We start from the raw sequence: 12,784 nt of genomic DNA on the forward strand, positions 1-12,784 counted from the left end.
GCGGGGAGATATCTGGCCATCCGCGGGGAAACCGCTGGCCATCAGTGGGGCCGTAAATGGCCGCCTATGGGGAGTATGCCGAGGCCACGGTCAGAGGAGCGCGTCACAGCCCGCGCCGTCATCGACGCTTCCGGCACCTGGTCCACACCCAGCCCGATGGGCGCCGACGGTCTGCCCGCCCTTGGCGAGAAGGCGGCCACCGACCGCATCTCCTACCGCGTCCCCGACCTCACCGACCCGGCCGTGCGCGCCCGGTACGCGGGCAGGCGCACCGCCGTCGTCGGCTCGGGCGCCTCCGCCTTCACCGCACTCGCGACCCTGGCCGACCTGGCCAAGGACGAAGCGAGCACGCACGCTGTGTGGATCCTGCGTCGCGGCATCAGCACGAGCACCTACGGCGGCGGAGAGGCCGACCAGCTCCCCGCCCGCGGCGCACTGGGGCTGCGCGCGAAGGCCGCCGTCGAGGCGGGCCACGCCAGTGCGGCCACCGGGTTCCGCACCGAGGCCGTCCAGCGGGACACCGACGGCCGCCTGATCTTGGTCGCCGAGGACGGCCGCCGCCTCGATCCGGTCGACGAGGTCATCGTCCTCACCGGCCTGCGCCCCGACCTCTCCTTCCTCTCCGAGATCCGGCTCGGCCTCGACGACCGCCTCCAAGCCCCGACCGAACTCGCCCCGCTCATCGACCCCAACGTCCACTCCTGCGGCACCGTCTACCCGCACGGTGTCGACGAGCTCGCCCACCCCGAGCAGGACATCTACCTGGTCGGCATGAAGTCCTACGGCCGCGCCCCCACGTTCCTCGCGATGACCGGCTACGAGCAGGTCCGCTCCATCACCGCCGCCCTCGCCGGAGACCGCGAAGCCGCCGAACGCGTCGAGCTGACCCTCCCCGAGACCGGCGTATGCGGCGGAGCCGGCCTGTTCGACGACCCCGACGCCGCTCAGAGCAGCGCGGGAGGCGGGTGCTGCGCCGCCCCGGCCACCCTGCAGATCGGCGTCGGCGCCCCTGCCGCATCCGGCAGCTGCTGAACCCGCAATCCCCTCAAGGAGGTTCGCCATGTCCCGTCTACAGCTCGCCCTCCGCGTCCCCGACCTCGACGCGTCCATCGCCTTCTACAGCAAGCTGTTCGGCACCGAGCCCGCCAAACTCCGCGACGGCTACGCCAACTTCGCCATCACCGAGCCCCCGCTCAAACTCGTCCTGATCGAAGGCGCCGCAGGCGAGGCAACGCGCATGGACCACCTCGGCGTCGAGGTCGAGACGACCGAGGCCGTACACACGGCCACCGCCCGGCTGGCCGAGGCCGGGCTGGCCACCGTCGAGGAGAACGACACCACCTGTTGCTACGCCCTCCAGGACAAGGTCTGGGTCCACGGCCCGGGACAGGAACCCTGGGAGGTCTACGTCGTGAAGGCCGACGCCGACTCCCTGGCCAAGCAGCAGGGCGGCACCTGCTGCAAAGCCCCGAGCGAGGACGCGCCGGACGAGTCGACGGTCCCATCGGCAAGCTGCTGCTGACCGTCGATAACCAACCTTCAGACCAGCGGGGCCGCGACCGGAACCGGGGACCCGTCGCGGCCCCGCGCCAACCTGCCCGCCCTGTTCATCACTCCGGTCTGGGTCGCATCAGCACGGTTGATCCCTACATCTGCCCGCCTGTCCCGAGGAGCGCGTCACCGACTTTCTGGTAGGAGTCGATTCGGTGCTGTGCGCGGCGGGCGCGTTCCTCCGGGTCTCGCACGAAGAGAGCCTGCCGACCGGGGTGGTAGGTGCTGACTACCTCCAGGGTCCGATCACGGACAGTCTCGGGGTGCGTCTTGAGCAGGCGGCGCCACACGTCCTGGGCTTCGTTGCCCTGGAGGAGTACGACCTCTGCCTTCTGCATCAACCCCAGCAGCTGTTTCAGGACCTCGACGCCAGCCTGGAGCTCAGCCGCATTCGGTGGGCGGTTGATGTACCAGGGGTAGGCATTCCAGGGAGTGACTTCACGCGGCGCTATCCCGGCTTCCTCGAAGATCTGGGCCTGGAGCTCCGCCGTCGGATCATCGTTTTCCACGCACAGGAATCCCGAGCCAGCGCCTTCCTGCGTCTTGGGACCCGGGTCCCGCAGAATGGACAAGACGCGAGCCTCCGCTCCCCCGTGCCAGGGTGCGACATGCGGCATCCAGCCACGCCCGTCCTGCTCGCGCAAGACGTCGACCATCTCATTGATCGGACGAACATGGGGGGCATAACGCCTCTGCTCCTGCTCCACTCGGAACGCCTCTTCACGCATCCGTCTTGCCATGCTTCCTCCACCACCGGCCGGCACTATCGCATGGGGACCCTAACGACACGTCTGACACTGCTCGACCGGACGTGCCCGCAGTCTGCTGCGTCACATGGACGGAGCAACCGGTCGTCGAGACACTCAACGCCAGAAACGAAGAAGACCTGTTGGCGGCCATGCGGACCGCCGACAAGACCGGCCTGGATTCGCCTATCGGCTGGCCGGTCGCGTTCACGTCTCTGCTCGCCGCCCACCAGGCTGGTGCGAGGCTGCCCGCACGGTCCCGCTATGCGCCGCACGGCGGTCGCGACGGGCTGGTCAGGTTCACCCATCGTCTGACCGACGATGGGTCATGGAAGCGGACCGGGGCCGGGCAGCAGCGCCCTCTCCCGGTTGCTGCTGACAAGTTGGGCATCGTCGCAATGCGAGCGGTGGGTCTTCCGGAATGTCTGGCTGAGGCGGGCCCCGCTATTCCCCGAGACGGCTCCGGCTCGGTCGTCGAGGTCTACCCGGCGTTCGCGCTGATCCAGTGGGGGCTTGCGGGCAAGGAGAGCTGCAAGGGTCGTAAGCCTGAAGCCTTTCCTGTGAGGGCCGAGATCCTTGCTGGCCTCGCCGGCGGCTTGGGCCTCAACCTCAGCTAACGCGTGCGCGAACAGTGCACGCGCAGCGAACACGACCTGGACACCCTGAGAAGAACCGACGAAACGGGTCCTCACCGGAGACGCAAGTCCTGGTGAGGCCCGATTCTCGTTGTGACGGTGGGTCGTCCTGTCCGGACCGCGAACGTGGCTGATCCCGATCAGTACCGATACCGCGAGACGAGCGTGATCACGAGTGTTCCCGCAGGGAGGCGATGACGGTGCGGATATCGGTGCGCGGGCCGCGGTTGTAGGGCAGCTTGGACAGCAGCATGCCCATGGCGCAGGTGTTGCTGAGCGCGGCGAACGTCAGCCCGGCACCGATGGCGGTGCCGATCAGGTGCGCTCCCGGCACGAACAGGCCGACGAGGCCGGTGACCAGCACGACGGATCCCGCGATCAGGCGGACCTGGCGTTCGAGGTCCCACCGCGCTTCGCCTCGGTTGACGGGTGCGCCGGCGACTTCCCAGGCCATCATGCCGCCGTCCAGCACGCGCAGGTTGGGCAGACCGGCCTCGGCGAGGGCCTGCTCGGCCTGGGCGGCGCGGGCGCCGGAACGGCAGACCAGGACCACGCCCTCGTCGAGGTGGGCGAGGAGTTCGCCACGGTGCTCGCGGAGGGTGTCCAGCGGGACGTTGTAGGAGCCGGGGATGTGGACCGTCCGGAACTCGCCCGGGGTGCGCACGTCCAGCACGCGCGGTCCGCGTCCGTCTTTGATCAGCTGCTGAAGGGCGGCGGGGGTGAGGCCGGCGGCGCGGGAGGCGTCGATGGTCATGAAGACTCCGTCGTGGTGAGGTGACCCGCATGGAAGTGCGGGGAGGGGTATGTGCGGGTACAGGTGGGGGCTGGCGCACCCGTGCGGGGCCGGTCAGGGCATTGAGGGCCCCGCGCGGGTGCGCCAGCGGCTTTCGCGGTTGGGCCGTGGGCCGGCCGCCCTAGGGTTGGGCCGCCGGATCAGACCGCGGCGGGGGTGTTGAGCAGGGCCCAGGCGGCGTAGCCGCCGAGGATGTCGGAGACGTCGGTGAATCCGTGGTGGCGCAGCAGGCTCGCGGCGATCGAGGAGCGGTGGCCGCCCGCGCAGTGCAGGACCAGGGGCTTCTCGCGCGGGATCTCGTCCAGTCGGCGGGGCAGCTCGCCGAGCGCGATGTGAAGGGCTCCGTCGATGAAGCCGTGCTCGCCGCGTTCACCGCAGTTGCGGACGTCGATGACGACCGGCGGGTTGTCGCTCTCCAGGGCGGTACGGACCTGGGCGGCGGTGAGGCGGCTGGCCGGGGTGACCTCCTGGGCCAGTGCGGTCAGGGCGTCGTCCGGGGAGCGCAGATAGCCGGCCACTCGGTCGAAGCCGATCCGGGCCAGACGGGTGACGATCTCCTCCTCGCGGTTCTGCGGGGCGACGACCAGCAGGTCGGCGTCGGTGGGCAGGACGGTTCCGGCCTGTTCGGCGAACCGGCCGTCGGCAGGCACGTTCACCGAGCCACGCAGGTGCCCAGCGGCGAACTCTTGCGGATCGCGGGCGTCGACGACGACGGCGCCGGAGGCGCGGAGGCCGGTGAAGCCCTCGACGGCCAGAGGCCGGGGGGCGGTGGCCGGGTCGAACAGCGGGCGCTCACTGCGGTTGAGAATCGCGTCGTAGACGAAGTAGCCGGGAGCGGCGGCTTGGCCAGCGGTCACGATGGCCACGAACTCGCCCTCACTCATCGGTGCGCACGCGTAGTTGGTGGCGCGCTGCTCGCCGATGGTGGACTGCTTCTCGGTCGAGAGGTTCTTGCCGCAGGCGGACCCGGCGCCATGCGCGGGGAAGACCCGTACCTCGTCCGGCAAGCCCATCAGTTTGTTCTGGACGCTGTCGTACAGCATGGCGCCGAGTTCATCGGCGGTGACGCCGATGGAGGCGAGCAGGTCGGGGCGGCCCACGTCGCCGATGAAGAGCGCGTCGCCGGTGAGTACACCGTACGGGACGGTGTGCTCACCGCGCTCGTAGATCAGCACGCTGATCGACTCCGGGGTGTGCCCCGGCGTCTCCATGATCTCCAGGGTGACGTCACCGAGGCTGATCGTCTCGCCGTCGGCCAGCTTGCGGATCGGATACTCCGTCTCGGCGTGCCGCCCGTAGCCGATCCACGCGCCGGTACGGGCCGCCATCTCCAGGTGTCCGGCGACGAAGTCCGCGTGGAAGTGCGTGTTGATGACACCGACCACGGTGAAACCTCGGGCCTCGGCGTCCGCCAGGTACTCCGAGACGTCCCGGCGAGGGTCGACGACCACGGCCTGGCCGGTGGCCTCGTCGGCGATCATGTACGACGCCTGCGAGAGGCAGTCGAGGTAGTACTGGGCGAAGAACATGGGAACCTCCGTAAGTGATGACTCGGATACCCTAGGGGGTATATGAGAGGTCAAAAGGTGGCCTGCTCCCCGAAGGGGCAGGCGTGTGAGCGGGGGAAGGTCAGGCCGTCCCCGGGGTGGACCCCGTCGCGAGCGGGCGGCCGGCGTCGGCCCACCCTCGGGTCCCGCCGGCGACGGAAAGGGTGTCCATTCCGGCGGCGGTGAGCCGGTCCGCGGCCCACTGGCTGCGGTTGTCGCTCGCGCAGATCACGTACACCTGACGCCCCCTGGGCAGGTGGGGCGGCGCGGCGGCCAGTGCGGACAGTGGAGCAAGCTGCGCGCCGGGCACATGTCCCGCCCGGGACTCCTCCGGCTCCCGCACGTCAAGGATGACGGCGCCAGCCCTCCAGGCGGCGGTGAAGGATTCCGGGTCGACTTCACGAGCCATGAGCGCATTCACCTCCATATACCCCCCTGGGTATTACCTCAACGACGGTAAAGGACTCCTGTCCACCCTGTCAAATACCCCTAGGGGTATCTATTCGCGATCATGCGTCTGCCGTGCGGCCACACGTCGCCAGGCGACATCGACAGACCCCTTCTGCTCGCCCCCGACGGTGACAACAGGGGCGGTGATACGGCCTCCCATGAGACTCAGGTCCCTCTCGTCGACGCCTCAGAGGAATCTCAGATCCTTCGTGACTACGTCAGCAAGCCGTTCAGCCCGGAGGAGGTCAGCGCTCGGGTGCGCAGGCCGCTGTGCCGAGCGGGCATGGCACGGCAGTCGGTGGAGGCCCCAGGCCGCGATGGTCGAGCTGAAGGAATTTCTCACCGGACGTTGCGACGAACAGTTCGCCGAGTTCGGCACGCGGTTTCCGGCGAGCCTCGGCGTGACGGCCGGCTGCCCGACGACCACGAGGGCGACGAGCGTGGCGACGCGCCGCCAGGCCACGGGCACCACCCAACGGCAGAGGAAAGACAGAAGGCCGTGGACCGGTTTCTGCGCCGCGCAGTATGCCGTCAGCGAGGTCGCTGACTGGATCGTCGGCCTTCGGCTCCTCGACCGCCGGCGTACGCCATGGCGCATGGACATGGCGGACCTGGCGTACGGGCCTTCACTCCGGCCCAATCCCTTCGTTGAGCGGTTGGCGCACCGCGGGCTGATCGCACTTGGCGGCTGGCTTTGACAACGACTCGTTTTCAGATCGGCGAATTAACGGGCCGTAGCGACCGGGCGTACGGTCGTGCCGAGGGCGAGGGACGCCAGGGGGAGAGACGGCCGACACGCTGAGAATCTGGGGTATCCGCTCATGAGCACGGTGGGCACGGCTTCGGCGCACAGTGCCAGTGCGGCGGCCGTAGCGGGACCGGTGAGGGGGTCTGGCAGCCGACTACGAGGGAAGCGAAGGCCCGACCGATTTCGGTCGGGCCTTCGTCGATTACGGTGCTCCCGCCTCAGCACGCCAGACGGAGCCCTCTGCCCGGCCCATGAACGTGGGGGTGTGGGGTCGCTGAACTTATGCCGGGTGAAAGGTGGTTGAGAGGCTCTCGCTTCCCGTGCCCCGGCGGCCGCGATCACCAGGACGGTCACCTTGAACAGCGTGGCCCGGGCGGCTGTGATCCGTACCGGGTCGGCACGAACACGTCCGGGAGTGGTCGCAGCCGGCGCGCGTCAGTTGTTGCGCAGGCGGGTCAGCGTCGCGTCGAGGTCGGTCTTGCGGGGCCGGTTGTGGGGAAGCTTGGCGAGCATGGCGGCCATGCCGCAGGTGTTGGTCGCGGCGGAGAAGACCAGGCCGCCGGCGATGCCGGCTGACAGGAGCCGGAAGGCCGGGTGGACGAGCTCGCCCAGGGCCAGGCCGAGCAGGACGACGGAGCCGGCGGTGAGGCGGACCTGGCGCTCCATGCCCCAGGTCGCCTTCGTGCTTCCCTCGGGGCGGTGCAGGTCGTGGCCCTGGGCGGCCCAGGCGCCGGTGCCGCCGGCGAGGTTGGCGGTGTGGATGCCGTTCTCCGCGAGCATCCGGCAGGCGTTCTCGGACCGGGCGCCGGAGGCGCAGACGACTAGGACCTCACCGGTCTGGGCGGCGGTGCGGAGGTCGGGCAGCGCCCGGTCGAGCTGGTCCAGCGGGATGTTCAGGGCGCCGGAGATGTGGCCGCCGGCGTACTCGCCGGGGGTGCGGACGTCGACGATGGTGAGTTCGTGCAGGCGGGCGTGGGTCTGGTGGGGGTCGAGGGTGGTGGGGGTGGTCATGGTCGTTGTCATCCTTGTGCGTCGGGGTGTTTCGGACGGACGAGTTCTCGTGCCGATGGGGTGTGGGTGAGGACGTGGAGCTCGGTCACCCGGTGGGGAGTCAGACGAGTACGTCGGCCAGCATGAAGAGGGCGACCGCGAGGAGCACGTAGGCGAAGACCCGCTGAAGTGTCTGGCCCTTGAGCTTTTTCGAGAGGCGTTTGCCGTCCCAGGCGCCCAGGATCGCTGCCGCGGTGAATGGTGCGATGACGGCCCAGTCCAGTTGCATGCCGGAACCGGCCCGTGCGGTGAGGGCTGCCATCGAGTTGATGGTGATGACCAGGAGGCTGGTGCCGACCGCCCGGCGCATGGTCAGTCCGAGCACGCTGACCAGCGCCGGTACCGCGAGGAAGCCGCCGCCCACGCCCAGGAATCCGGTCACCGCGCCGAGCCCGGCGCCGGCTGCCCCGGCCTTGCGGGGGTTCACCGGGCCCGGAGGTTCGGTACGCGCGGGGCGCAGCATGCGCAGGGCGGCGAGTGCCGCGATGACGGCGAAGGCGATGGTCAGCATGGCGTTGGGCAGGTGGCCGGCGGCGGCTCCGGCGATCACTGCGGGCACGATGCCCGCGGCGGCGAAGAGCAGTCCCGTGCGCCAGGCCACGTTGCCGTCCCGGGCGTGTCCGGCCAGTGCTGTGACGGACGTGAGGGTGACGATGATGAGGCTGGCCGTCGTCGCCTGTGCCGGGGTGAAGTGGAGCAGGTAGATCAGGGCGGGGACGGCGAGGACGCTGCCGCCTCCGCCGAGTCCGCCCAGGGCCAGTCCGATGACGCCACCGGCGACGAGCGCGAGGATGAGGGCGGTCATGCTATCGAGCCGTCGTTCCCGTGCTTGTCGATGACGGCGTGTCCGGCGGCGGCCCACGCCTGCATGCCGCCCTTGACGTCGACGGCGTCGGAGCCGCGTTCGGCCAGCAGTTCGGCGGCCTGTTGTGAGCGGCGCCCGCTGCGGCAGATCACCACCAGCGGTCTTGCCTGGGCCCTGCTCGGCAGGGCCGCCCCCGCAGCCAGGCGGGACAGCGGCGCGTGGATGGCGCCGGGTGCGTGTCCGACGTTCCACTCGGTCTGCTCCCGTACGTCCAGCAGGACGGCCGGGGCGTTGGCACCCTGGGTGCGCCGGTGGGCTTCGTTCACGGTGACGCGGTTCGCGCCGCGACGGAAAAGGAACATCACACAACCTCTCGAAAAGTTCTCGGGTACGGGCGGCCTCATCGAGTCGGCCGCCCGCGGCCGACGCGTTGACACGGCCGATCCGTGCCAGGGGGCTACGGTCAGCCGGTGACGACGGTGAGTCCGGCGGCCTCGGCGTTGTCGAAGTCGTCGTCGACTGCCACCACGGCTCGGCCGGACGCGTCCAGCAGCGAGGCGGCGATACCGGCGCGCATGCCGCCGGCGCAGTGCACCCAGACGGTGCCGGCCGGTACCTCGCGGAGCCTCTTGTGCAGCTGGTGGATCGGAATGTGCACGGAGCCCTCGATGTGTCCGGCGGCCCGTTCGGAGTCGCGCCGCACGTCCAGGACGACGATGCCGTCCGTGCCCCGCTCGGCCAGGCCTGCGAACGTGGAGCGGGGGAAGGAGGCGAGCGTGTCGCCGTCGGCTGTCCACTGCTGCGGGGTGCCGGTGGCGGCGGCCGCGGGGCGGTCGATGCCGACCCGGACCAGTTCCCGCTGCGCGGCGGCCAGTTGTTCCGGAGACTCGGCCAGGAGTGTCACCGGCTTGCCCCACGGGATCATCCAGGCCAGGTACGTGGCGATCTTGCCGTCCGCCTCGAAGTTGAACGACCCGGCGACGTGGCCCTCCGCGAACGCGACCCGGTTGCGCAGGTCGACGACCCACTCACCGGCCGCGAGCCGTGCGGCGATCTCGTCGGCGTCCGCGACGGCCGGAGGAGTCAGGTCCACGGGCGCGGGACCGGCGGCGTTGGCCGGCCCCATGTACGTGTAGTAGGCGGGGACGGCGTCAAGGTCCGCGAGGAGCCGCGCGACGAACGAGTCCACGTCCGTCGTCAGCGCCGCGTTGACCGCCTTCTCCTTGCCGATCGTGGTGGCGTCCCCCTCGGCCTGCGCCGAGGAGCAGAAGCTGCCGAAGCCGTGCGTGGGCAGCACAGACGTCTCGTCCGGCAGTTCGGCCGCCAGGCGATGTGCGGAGGCGTGCTGAGCGCGAGCCAGCTTTTCGGTCAGACGCGGCTCGACCAGGTCGGGACGGCCCACTGTGCCGATGAGCAGGGAGCCGCCGGTGAAGGCGGCCACCGGCTGCCCCTGGTCCTGCAGGACGTAGGAGGTGTGGTGCGGAGTGTGGCCCGGAGTGGCGACCGCCCGCAGCTCCAGCTCGCCGTCGACGGTGACGGTGTCGCCGTCGGTCACCGGGACCCGTGTGAACGACACGCGCGCCCCGGCCGGCACCAGGTAGGAGGCGCCGGTGATCCGGGCCAGCTCCAGACCGCCGGTGACGTAGTCGTTGTGGATATGCGTCTCCACCACGTGCGAGATCCGTACCCCCCGGCGCGCGGCGGCCGCCAGTACCTGGTCGACATCGCGCGGCGGGTCCACGGCCACGGCCGTCTGCCTGCCGCCGGCCAGGTAGCTGCGGTTGCCCAGGCCCTCGAGCTCAATGGTGTCGATGAAGAACACGGAGATGGTCCCTTCCCGTCGAATGTACCCCCCGGGGTATATGCACTCTAACATTGGTACCCCCGGGGGTATTCCGGTCGGGGTTTCGGCCTCCGGTCGGGCCGTCGGCCGCGGGCCACTGTCTGTGTGGTTCGCGTTGCGGTTCCAGGCGTGCTGTCCGCCGGTTTCGTGAGGCCGGGCCGGTCGCTGCCGCATTCCCTGGCCGACCGCAGGCCCTCCGTGGCCGGCAGCGGAGCGGGCGTATTCGCCGTCGCGGTCACGCCGCCGTTCGCAGTCCCTCTGGCGATCGCCTGCCGGTACTGGTAGCGACCCTGGTCGGCCTGGCCCCAGACCTGGTCGCCGAGGGCGGATGCCGTGTCGCTGCGTGGCAAGGTTCCGCACTTCCGGCGATGGCCGCTCAGGAGGCCGATGCCGCTGCGGTCACCGGGCTGCCGGGCCGTGACGCCCATCCCGACTCGCGGGCCGACCGACGGCCGTGGCCGAGCTGCGGGCCCATGGAGACGCTGGGTCAGGGCTTGACCGACCGTTCAGGCATGCCGGAGCGGCGCGCTGCAGCTCGGTGATGCGGGCAAGCAGTGCCTGGACGAAGACGCCGACCGCGCGACCGCATCGATGACGAAGTGGTTCGCGGTGGTCGGGATGACGGCGAAGGCCGCGGCCGGATACCAGGCGCCCAGCACCCGCGCCCAGGTGCGGCGGGCCAAGAACGCCAAAGCCAAGACGGCCTGTCGTGCGCGCCGCACAGGGCGGCGGCGCGGTGGGCGGGCGCTGTGTTACGGGTGAGGGTGTAGGCCCAGTCAGCGGGGCGGCGCAGGCCGGCTCCGCCGACGGCCGGGGCCTGTCCAGAGGGCGCCGGCCGTCGGCAAACGGCAGCGGGCCGAGGCGCCGGATTCGGGCGGAGTCGTCGACTGGACCCTTGATACGGCGGTGCCTGGAGCCGCGGTCAGACCCCGTCCCGGCCGGAAACGCCGGTCGCGACCGGCGTCATGGCCTTCTCCTCATCCTCCACGTCGGCGTACGGAGCGTTGTCGCTCGGACGCGGGCGGCGGGTGGCGATCAGGTACACCAGCGCCCCGGTGAACAGCACGAGGGATACGTAGTCGTTAAGGCGCAGACCCAGGAAGTGGTTGGCGTGGTCGATGCGCAGTGCCTCGATCCAGGCCCTGCCGGCGGTGTAGGCCAGTACGTAGCAGGCGAAAAGCCGTCCCCGGCGGAGCCGACGGTGGTATCGGCCGTCCAGCCAGAGCAGGAGTGCCACGATGCCGAGGTCCCACAGTGACTCGTACAGGAATGTCGGGTGATAGAGCGCGACCGAGACGCTGTCGGCGGGGCGGTGTGCCGGGTCGATGTACAGCGCCCATGGCAGGTCGGTGGGACGGCCGAAGAGTTCCTGGTTGAAGTAGTTGCCCCAGCGGCCGATCGCCTGCGCCAGCACCAGTCCCGGTGCGGCGGCATCCGCGAAATCGGACAGCCTGATGCCCCGGCGTCGGCAGCCCAGAAAGGCACCGACTGCGCCGAGCGCCACCGCACCCGGAATGCCCAGACCGCCGTCCCAGATGTACAGGGCGTGCAGCGGTTGCCGGCCCGCGGCGAAGTACAGCTCCGGATCGGTGACGACGTGATACAGACGGCCGCCAAGTATGCCGAACGGCACGGCCCAGATCGCGACATCAGCGATGTCCTCCCGGCGCCCGCCCCTCGCTGCCCAGCGGCGTCCGGTCAGCCACACGGCGGTGAAGATGCCGGCCAGGATGCACAGCGCCTAGGCACGGAGCGGTAGCGGCCCGAGGTGCCACACCCCCTGCGAGGGACTGGGCAGGTACGCCAGGTTCATGGACTCGACCGTTCTCACGTGCACGGGGGCCGGCCGGTGGGCCGCGACAGCTCGCCCGACGATACATCGGACACCGAACTATCTGGAATCGGCAGCGACCGGGCCGCTGCTCTCCCGACAGCGCACGAGCGGCGGCCCCTGTGTGCGACCCGGATACCCTTGCCGCATGTCCGCGCAGCCCCACTCCGAGGTCTCCCTGCCCCGGCCCATCGGCGCGGTACCGGACGCCCGCCTGCTCACCGAGGCTGTCACCCGCCTGCGCCGCGCACTGCGCGCCTCCATCCGCACCGACTACCCGTGGGAAACCCTTCCCACGGCCCAGGTCGAACTACTGCAGGTGCTCGGCGAGCACTCACCTGCCCGGATCAGCGACCTCGCTGGGCGCCAGCGGCTGGCGCCCAGCACGGTCAGTGGCCTGATCGCGCAGATGATCACGGCGGGGCTGGTGACCCGTGATGTCGATCCCACTGACCGCCGCGCGTCTGTCGTCGCGCTCACCGCCGCCGGACGCGACCAGCTCGCCGCCTGGACCACCGCCCACGAACACCGCATGGACGCGGCACTCTCCGCCCTCGATGACGCCGACCGGGCGGCGATCGCAAACGCGCTGCCGGCGATCTTCCAATTGGCCGAGCGCCTTGGTGAGCCGACGGACGCCGCGACTGAGCGATGATCGAGACAAGGATTTCTAGGTCAGGCTCTTCCTCAGATGAGGAGAGCCGACCCGTCGCGTACGCCGCTGACGCCTGTGGCAGGCGCTGAGGCGTGAATTCGGGTGGTGACGGGCGTTTCCACGGCGTCGG

At 70.2% G+C, this 12,784-nt stretch carries 15 protein-coding genes and 1 pseudogene; 6 read left to right on the forward strand and 10 right to left on the reverse strand.

What is annotated here, in order from left to right; genetic code table 11:
- Window positions 1–93: 93 nt before the first annotated feature.
- Together ACFYR3_RS42755 and ACFYR3_RS42760 are read left to right on the forward strand one after the other, a co-directional pair.
- Window positions 94–1,032 (forward strand): annotated as a pseudogene (locus ACFYR3_RS42755) (flavoprotein); the annotation flags it as partial.
- 28 nt (window positions 1,033–1,060) lie between these two features.
- Window positions 1,061–1,522 carry an ArsI/CadI family heavy metal resistance metalloenzyme gene (locus ACFYR3_RS42760; protein ID WP_389287673.1) on the forward strand — a complete coding sequence of 154 codons (462 nt, stop codon included), beginning with the start codon at window positions 1,061–1,063 and terminating at the stop codon, window positions 1,520–1,522.
- Window positions 1,523–1,646: 124 nt separating this feature from the next.
- Here the strand turns inward: ACFYR3_RS42760 and ACFYR3_RS42765 are convergent, their stop codons facing one another.
- Window positions 1,647–2,291 (reverse strand): uracil-DNA glycosylase, encoded by a 645-nt coding sequence (locus ACFYR3_RS42765; protein WP_389287675.1) that lies wholly within the window; start codon window positions 2,289–2,291, stop codon window positions 1,647–1,649.
- A 71-nt stretch (window positions 2,292–2,362) separates the two neighbouring features.
- Here ACFYR3_RS42765 and ACFYR3_RS42770 point away from each other — a divergent pair, with 71 nt between their 5' ends.
- On the forward strand, window positions 2,363–2,914 hold the full coding sequence (locus ACFYR3_RS42770) for a DUF429 domain-containing protein (protein WP_389287677.1): 552 nt from the start codon (window positions 2,363–2,365) through the stop codon (window positions 2,912–2,914).
- 187 nt (window positions 2,915–3,101) lie between these two features.
- Here the strand turns inward: ACFYR3_RS42770 and ACFYR3_RS42775 are convergent, their stop codons facing one another.
- From ACFYR3_RS42775 to ACFYR3_RS42785, 3 genes are all read right to left on the reverse strand, one after another.
- On the reverse strand, window positions 3,102–3,686 hold the full coding sequence (locus tag ACFYR3_RS42775; protein WP_389287678.1) for a rhodanese-like domain-containing protein: 585 nt from the start codon (window positions 3,684–3,686) through the stop codon (window positions 3,102–3,104).
- A gap of 179 nt (window positions 3,687–3,865) precedes the next feature.
- A complete protein-coding gene (locus ACFYR3_RS42780; RefSeq protein ID WP_389287680.1) occupies window positions 3,866–5,254 on the reverse strand; it encodes a rhodanese-like domain-containing protein in 1,389 nt (462 codons plus the stop codon).
- A 100-nt stretch (window positions 5,255–5,354) separates the two neighbouring features.
- Entirely contained in the window at window positions 5,355–5,681 is a 327-nt protein-coding gene (locus ACFYR3_RS42785) for a rhodanese-like domain-containing protein (RefSeq protein WP_389287682.1), read from the reverse strand.
- Between the two features lie 358 nt (window positions 5,682–6,039).
- On the opposite strand from ACFYR3_RS42785, the gene ACFYR3_RS42790 reads away from it, so the two are divergent.
- Window positions 6,040–6,420: a hypothetical protein gene (locus ACFYR3_RS42790; protein WP_389287683.1), complete on the forward strand. Its 381-nt coding sequence runs from the start codon at window positions 6,040–6,042 to the stop codon at window positions 6,418–6,420.
- 485 nt (window positions 6,421–6,905) lie between these two features.
- Here the strand turns inward: ACFYR3_RS42790 and ACFYR3_RS42795 are convergent, their stop codons facing one another.
- The 5 genes from ACFYR3_RS42795 to ACFYR3_RS42815 all read right to left on the reverse strand — a co-directional run bounded on the left by ACFYR3_RS42795 (window position 6,906) and on the right by ACFYR3_RS42815 (window position 10,827).
- Window positions 6,906–7,481, reverse strand: coding sequence for a rhodanese-like domain-containing protein (locus ACFYR3_RS42795; protein ID WP_389287685.1), 576 nt, complete (start codon window positions 7,479–7,481; stop codon window positions 6,906–6,908).
- A 100-nt stretch (window positions 7,482–7,581) separates the two neighbouring features.
- Entirely contained in the window at window positions 7,582–8,325 is a 744-nt protein-coding gene (locus tag ACFYR3_RS42800; protein ID WP_389287687.1) for a sulfite exporter TauE/SafE family protein, read from the reverse strand.
- Window positions 8,322–8,687: a rhodanese-like domain-containing protein gene (locus ACFYR3_RS42805; RefSeq protein ID WP_389287689.1), complete on the reverse strand. Its 366-nt coding sequence runs from the start codon at window positions 8,685–8,687 to the stop codon at window positions 8,322–8,324. Before ACFYR3_RS42805 ends, ACFYR3_RS42800 begins: the two co-directional genes overlap by 4 nt.
- A gap of 101 nt (window positions 8,688–8,788) precedes the next feature.
- Window positions 8,789–10,147 (reverse strand): rhodanese-like domain-containing protein, encoded by a 1,359-nt coding sequence (locus ACFYR3_RS42810; RefSeq protein ID WP_389287691.1) that lies wholly within the window; start codon window positions 10,145–10,147, stop codon window positions 8,789–8,791.
- Between the two features lie 527 nt (window positions 10,148–10,674).
- Complete coding sequence (locus tag ACFYR3_RS42815) at window positions 10,675–10,827, reverse strand: hypothetical protein (protein WP_389287735.1); 153 nt, start codon at window positions 10,825–10,827, stop codon at window positions 10,675–10,677.
- Here ACFYR3_RS42815 and ACFYR3_RS42820 point away from each other — a divergent pair.
- Complete coding sequence (locus ACFYR3_RS42820) at window positions 10,760–10,930, forward strand: hypothetical protein (RefSeq protein WP_389287739.1); 171 nt, start codon at window positions 10,760–10,762, stop codon at window positions 10,928–10,930. The two genes, ACFYR3_RS42815 and ACFYR3_RS42820, sit on opposite strands and share 68 nt — an antisense overlap.
- A gap of 160 nt (window positions 10,931–11,090) precedes the next feature.
- On the opposite strand, the gene lgt is transcribed toward ACFYR3_RS42820, so the two are convergent.
- The gene (lgt, locus tag ACFYR3_RS42825; protein WP_389287736.1) at window positions 11,091–11,906 is read right to left on the reverse strand and encodes a prolipoprotein diacylglyceryl transferase; all 816 of its coding nucleotides are present in this window, start codon (window positions 11,904–11,906) and stop codon (window positions 11,091–11,093) included.
- 241 nt (window positions 11,907–12,147) lie between these two features.
- On the opposite strand from lgt, the gene ACFYR3_RS42830 reads away from it, so the two are divergent.
- Window positions 12,148–12,654 carry a MarR family winged helix-turn-helix transcriptional regulator gene (locus ACFYR3_RS42830; protein WP_389287693.1) on the forward strand — a complete coding sequence of 169 codons (507 nt, stop codon included), beginning with the start codon at window positions 12,148–12,150 and terminating at the stop codon, window positions 12,652–12,654.
- Window positions 12,655–12,784: the final 130 nt, after the last annotated feature.

The sequence above is a fragment of the Streptomyces sp. NPDC005784 genome (assembly GCF_042871525.1).
Lineage (GTDB): Bacteria > Actinomycetota > Actinomycetes > Streptomycetales > Streptomycetaceae > Streptomyces.

What these genes read in the sequence shown, in the direction of transcription:
- ACFYR3_RS42760 (WP_389287673.1), top strand. Translation starts at nt 1,061, where the DNA reads ATGTCCCGTCTACAGCTCGCCCTCCGCGTCCCCGACCTCGACGCGTCC.
- ACFYR3_RS42765 (WP_389287675.1), bottom strand. Translation starts at nt 2,291, where the DNA reads ATGGCAAGACGGATGCGTGAAGAGGCGTTCCGAGTGGAGCAGGAGCAG.
- ACFYR3_RS42775 (WP_389287678.1), bottom strand. Translation starts at nt 3,686, where the DNA reads ATGACCATCGACGCCTCCCGCGCCGCCGGCCTCACCCCCGCCGCCCTT.
- ACFYR3_RS42780 (WP_389287680.1), bottom strand. Translation starts at nt 5,254, where the DNA reads ATGTTCTTCGCCCAGTACTACCTCGACTGCCTCTCGCAGGCGTCGTAC.
- ACFYR3_RS42785 (WP_389287682.1), bottom strand. Translation starts at nt 5,681, where the DNA reads ATGGCTCGTGAAGTCGACCCGGAATCCTTCACCGCCGCCTGGAGGGCT.
- ACFYR3_RS42790 (WP_389287683.1), top strand. Translation starts at nt 6,040, where the DNA reads ATGGTCGAGCTGAAGGAATTTCTCACCGGACGTTGCGACGAACAGTTC.
- ACFYR3_RS42795 (WP_389287685.1), bottom strand. Translation starts at nt 7,481, where the DNA reads ATGACCACCCCCACCACCCTCGACCCCCACCAGACCCACGCCCGCCTG.
- ACFYR3_RS42800 (WP_389287687.1), bottom strand. Translation starts at nt 8,325, where the DNA reads ATGACCGCCCTCATCCTCGCGCTCGTCGCCGGTGGCGTCATCGGACTG.
- ACFYR3_RS42805 (WP_389287689.1), bottom strand. Translation starts at nt 8,687, where the DNA reads ATGTTCCTTTTCCGTCGCGGCGCGAACCGCGTCACCGTGAACGAAGCC.
- ACFYR3_RS42820 (WP_389287739.1), top strand. Translation starts at nt 10,760, where the DNA reads ATGACGAAGTGGTTCGCGGTGGTCGGGATGACGGCGAAGGCCGCGGCC.
- ACFYR3_RS42830 (WP_389287693.1), top strand. Translation starts at nt 12,148, where the DNA reads ATGTCCGCGCAGCCCCACTCCGAGGTCTCCCTGCCCCGGCCCATCGGC.